At 68.9% G+C, this 9,813-nt stretch carries 10 protein-coding genes; 5 read left to right on the top strand and 5 right to left on the bottom strand.

Annotation, left to right across the window (positions count from 1 at the left end; genetic code table 11):
• Positions 1-176: 176 nt before the first annotated feature.
• On the bottom strand, positions 177-1,256 hold the full coding sequence (locus KME77_RS28065) for a pyridoxal phosphate-dependent aminotransferase (RefSeq protein WP_219471981.1): 1,080 nt from the start codon (positions 1,254-1,256) through the stop codon (positions 177-179).
• 258 nt (positions 1,257-1,514) lie between these two features.
• On the opposite strand from KME77_RS28065, the gene KME77_RS28060 reads away from it, so the two are divergent.
• Together KME77_RS28060 and KME77_RS28055 are read left to right on the top strand one after the other, a co-directional pair.
• Positions 1,515-2,864, top strand: coding sequence for a M28 family peptidase (locus KME77_RS28060; protein WP_219471980.1), 1,350 nt, complete (start codon positions 1,515-1,517; stop codon positions 2,862-2,864).
• A gap of 330 nt (positions 2,865-3,194) precedes the next feature.
• Positions 3,195-3,788 (top strand): dihydrofolate reductase family protein, encoded by a 594-nt coding sequence (locus tag KME77_RS28055; protein WP_219471979.1) that lies wholly within the window; start codon positions 3,195-3,197, stop codon positions 3,786-3,788.
• A 141-nt stretch (positions 3,789-3,929) separates the two neighbouring features.
• On the opposite strand, the gene KME77_RS28050 is transcribed toward KME77_RS28055, so the two are convergent.
• From KME77_RS28050 to KME77_RS28040, 3 genes are all read right to left on the bottom strand, one after another.
• Complete coding sequence (locus tag KME77_RS28050; RefSeq protein ID WP_219471978.1) at positions 3,930-4,835, bottom strand: SGNH/GDSL hydrolase family protein; 906 nt, start codon at positions 4,833-4,835, stop codon at positions 3,930-3,932.
• Between the two features lie 254 nt (positions 4,836-5,089).
• Positions 5,090-5,599: a hypothetical protein gene (locus tag KME77_RS28045; protein WP_219471976.1), complete on the bottom strand. Its 510-nt coding sequence runs from the start codon at positions 5,597-5,599 to the stop codon at positions 5,090-5,092.
• A 220-nt stretch (positions 5,600-5,819) separates the two neighbouring features.
• A complete protein-coding gene (locus KME77_RS28040) occupies positions 5,820-6,488 on the bottom strand; it encodes a TetR/AcrR family transcriptional regulator (RefSeq protein WP_246610873.1) in 669 nt (222 codons plus the stop codon).
• 201 nt (positions 6,489-6,689) lie between these two features.
• Between KME77_RS28040 and KME77_RS28035 the strand changes: the two genes are divergently transcribed.
• Entirely contained in the window at positions 6,690-7,700 is a 1,011-nt protein-coding gene (locus tag KME77_RS28035; RefSeq protein ID WP_308250944.1) for a YihY/virulence factor BrkB family protein, read from the top strand.
• Between the two features lie 17 nt (positions 7,701-7,717).
• Here the strand turns inward: KME77_RS28035 and KME77_RS28030 are convergent, their stop codons facing one another.
• A complete protein-coding gene (locus KME77_RS28030; RefSeq protein ID WP_219471972.1) occupies positions 7,718-8,317 on the bottom strand; it encodes a TetR/AcrR family transcriptional regulator in 600 nt (199 codons plus the stop codon).
• Between the two features lie 63 nt (positions 8,318-8,380).
• Between KME77_RS28030 and KME77_RS28025 the strand changes: the two genes are divergently transcribed.
• Both KME77_RS28025 and KME77_RS28020 read left to right on the top strand, forming a co-directional pair.
• The gene (locus tag KME77_RS28025) at positions 8,381-8,761 is read left to right on the top strand and encodes a VOC family protein (protein ID WP_219471970.1); all 381 of its coding nucleotides are present in this window, start codon (positions 8,381-8,383) and stop codon (positions 8,759-8,761) included.
• A gap of 64 nt (positions 8,762-8,825) precedes the next feature.
• Positions 8,826-9,626, top strand: coding sequence for a DeoR/GlpR family DNA-binding transcription regulator (locus KME77_RS28020; protein WP_308250943.1), 801 nt, complete (start codon positions 8,826-8,828; stop codon positions 9,624-9,626).
• Positions 9,627-9,813 lie beyond the last annotated feature (187 nt).

Raw genomic sequence — 9,813 nt, 5'->3', positions numbered from 1 at the left:
GGCGGGGCGGCAGTGAGCGGGGGGGGGGGGGGGCGGGCGCGGGCGTCACCACGAGGACGGCGATCGCCGTGAGAGTGGCCACGCCGCGGACGAGACGGCTGTACCGGAAGCTCATGGCGGGAGCTTTCCGAGATGCCGGTTTAGCTGGCGTTAACCCCCTGTGACGTGCGGAGAGGTCAGGCCGACAGCGGGTTCACGTGCCGGTGGTGCAGGCCGACCACGGGCATCTCGTGCAGACTCCCGGAGTACAGGTACTGCGTCATGCCGACCAGCAGCCTGCGTACGTCATCTTGCGGCCGGACCACCAGGCGCAGGAACTGGCTGGTCGTGCCCAGCTTGTTGCCGCACTCGCGCACGTACACGCCGTGCTCGGACAGCAGGTGGTCGCGCAGCCCCACCCCGTCGTGCCCGGGCGGCAGCTTGACCAGCAGGAAGTTGCCCTGCGACGCGTACACCGACAACTCCGGCATCGTGCTGAGCTGGTGGAACATGGCGCGCCTGTCGTTGGTGAGCAGCCGCAGGCTCTCCTGGTACTGCGGCATGCACTCCCTCATCATGAAGACCACGACCTCGGCGAACGAGTTCAGGTTCCACTTGGGCAGCGCGTCGCGCACCTTCCCGGCCAGCGCCGGGTTGGCCACCATGTAGCCGAAGCGGATGCCGTGCAGGCCGAAGTTCTTGCCGAGGCTGCGCAGGACGATCACGTTCGGCCGGACCGCCGCCTCGGCCGCGATGCCGGGGTACGGCTCGGCGTCCACGAAGTCGCCGAACGACTCGTCGACGATGACCAGGTCCAGGTCGATGAGCGCGTCGAGCAGGCGCAGGACCTCGTGTTTGGGCAGGTAGCCTCCGTCGGGGTTGTTCGGGTTGCAGATGACCGCCACGCGCGAGCCTCGCATGCGGATGAAGGACACGAAGTCGTTCACGTCCAGGGCGAAGTTGCGGCTCTCCAGCAACGGGTACATGTCCACCCGCTTGCCGGTCTCCATCGGCTGGTCGGTCCAGCGGCCGAAGGTCGGGATCGGCACCGCCAGGCTCTCGCGCACCAGCAGGTGGTCGATCCAGGTGATCAGCTCGGTGGACCCGTTCCCCATGGCGACCGTCTTGGGGTGAAGCCCGAGCGTGGAGCACAGCTCCGCGGTGATGGTGTCCGCGTCGCTCGGGTAGAACTTCAGGATCGTCTCGAGATTCCTCCCGAGGTGCTCGAATATCTCCGGGGTCGGGAAGTAGGGGTTGCACGGGATGCAGAAGTCCACTGGGGGACGCTGTCCCGCTGAGCCGCGCAGCAGTGAGAAGTACGAAGGGCTGTGCGCCTGGGCTCGCAATAGGCTGAGCTCCACGAAACCTCCTGGGCCACGTGTCCGGACGTGAGGAGGTACGCGCGGACTGCCGGACCGGTTCAGCCGATATCTCCCTTTCCGGTCACTACCTGGCGGACCACGCTCCCAGTCGCTGGTGGCGGCCAGGTGGCGTCCGCCCGGGGCTTCGACGGTTGACATGGTTGGATCCAGGTCATGGAGCACGTGCCCTCGGTCGCGGAGATGCTCGGCTGGATCGAGACCATCGTGGAGCGCGGCATCCGCCGTCCCGGCTATCCGGCGGACGAGTGGACCGAGAGGTGGCTCGCCGATCGGCTCACCGAGCTGGGGCTGCGGGTTTCTCTCGAACCGGTCGAGGTGCGTCGCTGGCGGCCGGGCACGGGGCTGCTGCGCCTGTCCGACGGCACCACGTTCAGCGGGATGCCGCTCCCGTACACGGCCTCGACCGGCGGAAGGCCGGGAGGGAGGCCAGGCGGGGGACTGGGTGGGAGGCTTCGGCGGCGGGTCGCGCGGCTCGCCGACGCCCGTCCCGGCGACATCGCCGTGGACGAGCTGACCTTCACCGACCTCCCCCAGTCGTACGTCAAGACCCTCGCCACCTCCGCGTACGACCCCGAGGGCGTTTTCGACACCCTCGTCCAGACCATCCCCTTCGGCCCGAACATGACGCGGGTCGTCGAGCCCGCCCTCGCCGCGGGCGCGGCCGGCTTCGTCGGCGCGCTGACCGGCGTCCCCTGGGAGACCCGCGACTACTACGTGCCGTACGACGCCGTCGAACGCCCCGTCCCCGCCCTGTGGCTGTCCCGCTCGGACGCCCGCCGGCTGCTCGACCGCCTCCCCTGCGACGGTGAGCTCGTCGCCGAGTCGGTCATGGACACGGTCGTCACCCACAACGTGGTCGCCACCCTCCCCGGCGGCTCGCCGCACACCGTCATCGTCGCCTCGCATCACGACGGCCCCTGGGCCTCGGCCGTCGAGGACGCCTCCGGCTGCGCCCTCGTCCTGGCCGCCGCCCACCACTGGGCGCGGGTCCCGGCCGCGGAACGCCCCCACAACCTGACGTTCCTCCTCACCTCGGGGCACATGGCCCACGCCGCCGGCACCAGGGCCTTCATCGACCGCCACCGTACGGAACTCGCCGACGTGGTCCTGGAGCTGCACCTCGAACACGCCGCCCTGCGCTGCGAGCCCGTGGACGGCATGCTCGTGCCGACCGCCGATCCCGAGGTCAGATGGTGGTTCACCAGCCGGGCGGCGCGGCTGGAACGCCTCGTCCAGGAGACGCTGGAGGCGGAGGGGCTGCGCCGATCCTTCGTCCTGCCGCCGGACGTGTTCTCGCCGATGCCTCCGACAGACGGAGCGTTCTTCCATCCGGAGGGGGTGCCGCTGGTGCACTTCCTGTCGGCCCCGATGTACCTGTTCGACTCGGCGGACACCCTCGACAAGGTCGACGTCGCGGGGCTGGAGCCGCTGGCCCGCGCGGCGATCCGCATCGTCTCCGGCACCGCCGGCTGGACGCCGGCCGACCTCCGGGACACGGCCTGACCCTTCCGAAACTCATCAGCGGTTTCGTGACGTTTGTATCTGTCTGCTCCGCGCCGCCGAGTGAAGGATCGGTTCGGCGGCCGGGTCGTCGTCGAGTCGCTGGACACCATGGACGAGGCGGCCCGCCGGATCCGATCGAGTACCTGCGTGCCCCGACACCCTCGGCCTGCTCAACGCGCTCAAGGCGGCGACGGACCACGCCGATCGGCTGAGCGGCCACGATCACTGGCTCACGGGAACTGACGCATTTCCGCAGAGGGTTCCCTCAGGGAACTCGCGATGCTATGGTCATTAAGTCTCCTCAAGGAACTCACTCGAAAGGACACGAACATGAGCAAGGTCTTCTGCGGGCTGGCGGTGTCGGTCGACGGCTACATCACCGGCCGCGACCCCGGAGCCGGTCGCGGGCTCGGTGACGCGTCGATGCTCTTCGACTGGTACTTCGACGGCGACACGCCCAGCCAGGTCTTCGACTCGTTCAAGCTGAGCGCGCCCAGCGCCCGGGTCTTCGACGCCGCAGCCGGACGCGTCGGCGCGATCCTGGCGGGCCGCAACACCTACGAGGACTCGGAGCACTTCGGGGGTGGCAGCCCTCACCCGACGGCCCCGCTGGTCGTCCTCAGCCATCGGCCGGTGCCGGGGATGAGCGACCGGCAGACCCTCGTCACCACCGGCATCGAGGACGCGGTCGCGGCGGCCCGCCGGATCGCCGGCGGCAAGGACGTCGGCCTCATGGGCGGCGGCGTCGTGACCGAGGCGCTGAAGGCGGGGCTGGTCGACGAGCTGATCCTGCACCAGGTGCCGATCCTGCTCGGCGGCGGCCGGTCCTTTTTCCAGGAGCTGCCGGGTCATGTGCGCCTGCGTCTCGTCGAAGCCGTCCCCGCGCCGGGTGTCACCCACCTGCACTACGAGGTCGAACGGTGACCTGCTCGACCCGCTGAGCGCGCACACGATCACGGCCACCGCGCGACCTTCGGACGTGTTCACGCAACCCCGAAATGATCGTGCGGCGGCCGTTCCCCTGCGACCTCGGCACCGCCCAGGATCGCGAAATCCTACGGAATGCTAGGCGCGGATCCTACGCGCGACCAGGTCGGCCAGAGCGGCCTGTCCCTGCTGGTTGAGGTGCAGGACCGCGTCGATGCCCTCCTGGCCCGGAGCGAGCGCGTCGAACCCCCGGTAGAAGGGCGGCTCGTCCTGGCACAGCGAGTGGCCCTCGAACTCGGGCCGGAGATCGGCCGAGTTCGCATAGGGGCTGACGAAGCGGATGTTCACTCCCCGTACGAAGGCGGCCTTCGCGGCCTTCTTCAGCGTCGCGTCGAGTTCTCTCGCGACCTGGTTGCCTTCCACCCGTTCCTGCGCGGTGAACACCTGGCTTTCGCAGATCGGGTCCAACGGGACGCCCTCGGCGTTCTCGTCCGGCGTGACCTGCTGCCCGTACCCCGTCAGGACGATCTTGGCGCGCGGGCTGCGGGCCTTGATGTCGACCAGGAGAGCCGTCAACTTCTCGCCCATGGCCGGGAGCAGACCCCTGATGGCCGTGGCGGGCGCGCCCGAACAGTCCGCCTGGATGCACAATCCACCGAACCCGGCGAAGTTGATGTCGCCGGTGCCGATGCTCAGCGTCACTATGTCGGTGTTCCGCTTCAGCGCGTTGAGCTGAGGAGGCTCGCCCTTGAACGACTCCCGTAGCGTTCCGATCGCCGAGCCGCTGCAGGTGACGTTCGTGAACTTCACCCGCTTGCCGCGCTGGCGGAGCCCTTCGGCGATGACCGAGGCGTAGGAGTTGGCGCTGCGGAAGCAGGTGCCCTCGGTGCCCGGCTCGTAGTCACCGGCGCCGGTGCCGGAACCGTAGGAGTCTCCCAGCGCCACCAAGTTCAGCGACGCGGTCGATTCTGTGTCGGCGGCGGCTGCGGTGACGGGTAATACACTTAGCGTGCCGATGCTGAGGGCCACTAGTAATGATTTCATGGCGGCATCGTAGTGATGGGCGGCACGGGATGTGATGCGGTTGGCGCGTTTCACGCTTTGTGTGTTTCGAGCTGCGGAGCGCTGTTCCATCGCGTTTTACAGGCCCCATGACAATTCCCTTTGGATTACGCCGATCGCCCGCGCCGGGATCTCGCTGTGTCACAAAGAGCGGTCTGTTTGGCTTTTTGAATCAGGTAAGGGCCCTTACCTGATTCGGCTTGTGACGCCTAGCGCTCGCGAAACGCCGCTGAGTGTCAGCCCTCGTCGAGGATGGAGACCTTCACCCGAAGGGCGCCGTCGTTGTCGCCGAGGCAGCGGTCGTCGTCGTTGACGCGCAGCTCAAGGAAGCCGTCCTGGTTCGCGCGGAAGACGGCCGAGCTGCCGATCCGGAAGACGGTGTTGTTGAGTTTGCCGACCAGCGTGCCGTAGGTGTAGTTGTCCAGGATCTTGCACCCCTGGTTGATCCGGCGGTCGGTGTACCAGGAGTACCCGCGCCCGGAGACGTAGGGGAACTGGCGGTGGTCGACCGTCCACCGGCCGTCGACCTGAACCACCCGGACGAGGTCCCCGGCCTCGACGAAGACGCCGGACCGCTGCCAGCCGTGCCTGGAGTCGATCCACTTACGCTTGCCGGTCTGCGACTCCGCGCTTGACTTGGACGAGGCGGAGGCCGAGGAGGCGGCGGCGGGCGAGGCGACGGTCGTTAAAATGCAGGCGCCGGCGGCCAGGGTGGCGAGGGTCAGCGTGACGAGCTTGGATCGCATGATATATGTCCCCTTTTTATTTCTTGTTTGTTTCTCTAGGTGTCTGTGTTGTTCTTGTGCTTTGTTGGACATCGCCGTCGCGAGGAAAGTTCGCGGTGCGGCGATTCTTTTTTCGCGGTGACCGTGGCGCGCCGTGGGGAGGTGGGCGTGACCTGGTGTTGGACCGCCCTCGCCATCGCGCGGTAGCGGCCCCCGAAGGGGGAGGCGCTTGCTGGTGGGGTCAGTGCCTGCGCAGGGCGGCCTGGGCCGCGGTCGCGGCCTCCACCGTCAGGATCGGGTGGGAGTAGGCGTCCAGCAGGGCCTGGGCCAGGAGTTCGTCGCCCTCGGGGCTGAACAGGTCCACCCCCATGGCCCGCGACAGGTGCTCGTGCAGCACCGGCACCGCCAGGGACATCGCCGTCCCCACCGCCGCCCGTATCCTGCGGTCGACGAGCGGGGGGTCGGGGCGGTCGCGGTCGAGGACGGCCAGCCATTCCTCGCTCAGCCGGACCATCTCGTCGAAGACGGCGGCGGCCGACCCCTCGGCCAGCGCGCGGGCCAGGTAGCGCTGGTACGGGCCCAAGGTCGTACGGGCGACGGCGACGTAGTTGACCGTGCCGGGGTGGCTGTCGGCGCGGACCTGGTCGTTGAGGCGGCTGAGGACTTTCGACAGGTACTCGTCGCATGCCTCACGCAGCGCCTGCTTGGAGCCGAAGTGGTGGCGTACCAGGCCCGACGACACGCCGGCGGTTTCGGCGATGCCGCGGATGGTGGCGCGCTCGAACCCGTGCTCGCCGAAGTGCCGCAGCGCCGCGTCCCTGATGCGGGCGCGGGCGGTGAGGTCCTCGGGGTCGGGTGCGATCGTCACCTTGCCATCCTTGAAACTGTGCAGCTCGCTGTCGAAGGACAACAGCATACTGTACGGGCGTATAGCTAAATGGGGTGAGGCGGCGGTCTCCCGAGGCCGCCGAGCCGATGACGGACATCCGACATGGTCACGCATACGAGCCGGTCGGACGGGTAGCGGCACAGCCCTTATCACCTCGAGGGCGGAAGAACAGTGACACACCCAACAAGCCCCACCGAGCTGCCGAAGCGTTCGTGGTGGGGTGTGCTCAAGCGCACCGGCAAGGAATTCAGCGACGACAACCTCACCGACTGGGCGGCGTCGCTCACGTACTACGCGGTGCTGTCGATCTTCCCGGCGCTGCTGGCGGTGGTGTCGCTGCTCGGCGTGTTCGGGCAGCAGGCGACCCAGCCGCTGGTGGACAACCTGGGCGCGATGGCGCCGGGCCCGGCGCGGCAGATCATCGACACCGTGCTCCAGGCGCTGCAGAGCAGCCAGCGCGCCGCGGGGTTCGCCGCGATCATCGGTCTGGCGGTCGCGCTCTGGTCGGCTTCCGGCTACGTGGGCGCGTTCATGCGGGCCGCGAACGTCATGTACGACATGCCCGAGGGGCGCCCCATCTGGAAGACGTTGCCGCTGCGCCTGGCCATCACCGCTGTCCTGGTGATCCTGATGGCGGTGGGCGCGGTCGCCGTAGTGTTCACCGGTGGGCTCGCCGACCAGGCGGGCAGCCTGCTCGGCATCGGTGAGACCGCGCTGACCGTGTGGGGGATCGCCAAGTGGCCGATCCTGATCGTGATCGTGATGCTGGTGCTGGCCCTGCTGTACTGGGCGGCCCCCAACGTGGTGCATCCCGGGTTCAGGTGGATCACTCCCGGCAGTGTGCTGGCCGTCGTCGTGTGGCTGGTCGCCTCGGCCGCGTTCGGCTTCTACGTGGCGAACTTCGCCAGCTACAGCAAGACGTACGCGGCGATGGCGGGTGTCATCGTGTTCCTGATCTGGCTGTGGATCACCAACATCGCGGTGCTTCTCGGGGTGGAGTTCGACGCCGAGCTGGCTCGTGAGCGGGCCATCAAGAAGGGGCAGTCCCCCGACCGCGAGCCGTACGTCGAGCCGCGCGACACCACCAAGATCGACCCCGGCGAGCTCGACGACGGCGCGACCGGGACCGGGACCGAGACTGGGACCGGGACCGAGACCGAGGCCGGTAAGCGTGGCACTCGCGCCGTCAACGGCAGCCACCTCACGAAAAATCAGGACAGTAGCTCGACGTAGCCCGCGCACCCGTCCCGTCATCCGGGCCCGTCGCCGCGCGGCAGCAGCGTCGACGTGACCCTGCGCATGCGCTCCCGGAAGGGCGCCGTCTCCTGGCCGGAGGTGCCGGAGGTGAGGATGAGCTGGTGGGCCGCGCCCACCAGGGCCAGCGCCAGCGACTCCGCGTCCGCCTCCCCGGACAGCCGGCCGAGTTCCTGCTCCGCCTGGAGGTAGGCGGTGAAGGCGCGTTCGCCGGCGTCCGCCTCCAGCAGGGCTTCGGTGAGCGTCCCCGACAGGATGGAGGGGCGGGCCACCGCCAGACCGGCCAGCGCCAGCAGCTCGGGGGTGAGCAGGCCGTCGATCGTGTCCACCAGGTTGCCGGCCAGGTCGCCGGTGCCCGCCAGGGCCGGCAGGCGGGCGATGGCGACCGAGGCGCGGCGGGCGCGATCGACGAACAGCTCGCCGAGGAACGCGTCCAGGTCACCGAAGTGGTTCCGCAGGAGGCTGGGGGCGCAGCCCGCCTCCTTGGTGACCGCCCGCCCGGTGAGCCCGGTGGGACCGGCCCGCAGCAGGACCCTCTCCGCCGCGTCGAACAGCCGCCGACGCAGGTCGGGGATGGCGACACCGCGCGGGGACATGGCTGACCAACGTACCAGGGAGCCGGGTGGGACTCTCCTGCCCGGCCGGGTAGGAGTGATCGCATGGCATGCCGTATCAGCGAACTGGTCCTTGACAGCCGCGACCCCGAACGCCTGGCGGCGTTCTGGTGCGAGGTGCTCGGTTACGTGGTGCTCGGGCGGGAGGAGGGGAGCGTGGAGATCGGCCCGGAGACGGGGTTCGGCGGGCTGCAGCCGACGATCGTTCTCAGCCCCTCGGACAATCCCAAGGTGGGGCAGTTGCCGCTGCACATCGACGTGAACCCGACCGATCGTGACCAGGACGCCGAGCTGGACCGGCTGCTGAGCATCGGTGCCCGCCCGGCCGACGTCGGGCAGACGGGGAAGGAGTCGTGGCACGTCCTGGCCGACCCGGAGGGCAACGAGTTCTGCCTGCTGCGCCGGCGCCTGGACGTCTCCGGGTAGGGAGCGCCCTCCCGATGTGAGAGATTATGGACACTCTTCTCACCGACTCACGGGAGTGCCGTAGGTGAAAACACGCGCGGCCGGTGGGGCCGGCAGGCGTCAGGCGATGGCCGAGCACGTGCTCCGGCATGGCTCCGCCTCGATGACGGAGCTGGCCGAGACCTTCGGCGTGAGCGTGATGACCGTGCACCGGGACCTGGACCAGCTGGAGAGCCAGGGCATGGTGCGCAAGTACCGGGGCGGCGCGAGCGCCCAGGCCTCCAGCATCTTCGAGAGCAACATCGCCTACCGCAAGACCGCGCAGACCGCCGAGAAGGAGGCGATCGCCCGCCACGTCGTCAGCCTGCTCGAACCGGGCAGCTCGGTCATCATCGACGACTCCACGACCGCGCTGGCGGTGGCGCGGCACCTGGACGAGGTCGCGCCGCTGACCGTCGTGACGAACTTCCTGGAGGCGATCCGGCTGCTCGCCCCCATACCCGGCATCCGGCTGATGGCGCTCGGCGGCGAGTACTACCCGACGCACGACTCGTTCCTCGGGGTGGCCTGCGTCGACGCCGTCGAGGCCATGAACACCGACACCGTCGTCGTCTCCACCTCCGCCGTCTCCGACCGGCACGCCTTCCACCAGGAGCAGGAGATCGTGCTGGTCAAGCGGGCGATGCTGGCCGCGGGCACGCGCTGCATCCTGGCGGTCGACCACACGAAACTGGACCGGGTGGCGTTGCACAGGGTCGCCCCCCTCGACGACTTCGACGTCATCGTGGTGGACTCGCTCGCGTCCGAGGAGGCGGTGCGGCGGCTGCGCGACCAGCACCATCGGGTGGACGTGGCGCAGGTGGAGTTCGAGGAGCCCGGCCCCTGAGTTCGAGGGGCCCGGCTTTTGAGTCCGAGGGGCCCGGCTTTGAGTCCGAGGGGCTCGGCTCCTAGGTGGCTGGTGTTAAGCGGGTCATCTCGGCCGGATGATTCCGGGTGACTCGCTCAACGCCAGTTCTGTGTGGTGGTTGAGACACTGACCTGATGGCGTGGATCCAGCGATCATGTGGTCTCGG

The sequence above is a fragment of the Nonomuraea rhizosphaerae genome (assembly GCF_019396405.1).
Classification (GTDB): domain Bacteria; phylum Actinomycetota; class Actinomycetes; order Streptosporangiales; family Streptosporangiaceae; genus Nonomuraea; species Nonomuraea rhizosphaerae.
This window is presented reverse-complemented; position numbering and strand designations above follow the sequence as displayed.

Bases quoted from the DNA above. Each gene is read 5' to 3' on its own strand.
- KME77_RS28055 (WP_219471979.1), top strand. From the start codon at position 3,195: ATGAGCAAGGTCTTCTGCGGGCTGGCGGTGTCGGTCGACGGCTACATC.
- KME77_RS28060 (WP_219471980.1), top strand. From the start codon at position 1,515: ATGGAGCACGTGCCCTCGGTCGCGGAGATGCTCGGCTGGATCGAGACC.
- KME77_RS28030 (WP_219471972.1), bottom strand. From the start codon at position 8,317: ATGTCCCCGCGCGGTGTCGCCATCCCCGACCTGCGTCGGCGGCTGTTC.
- KME77_RS28045 (WP_219471976.1), bottom strand. From the start codon at position 5,599: ATGCGATCCAAGCTCGTCACGCTGACCCTCGCCACCCTGGCCGCCGGC.
- KME77_RS28050 (WP_219471978.1), bottom strand. From the start codon at position 4,835: ATGAAATCATTACTAGTGGCCCTCAGCATCGGCACGCTAAGTGTATTA.
- KME77_RS28025 (WP_219471970.1), top strand. From the start codon at position 8,381: ATGGCATGCCGTATCAGCGAACTGGTCCTTGACAGCCGCGACCCCGAA.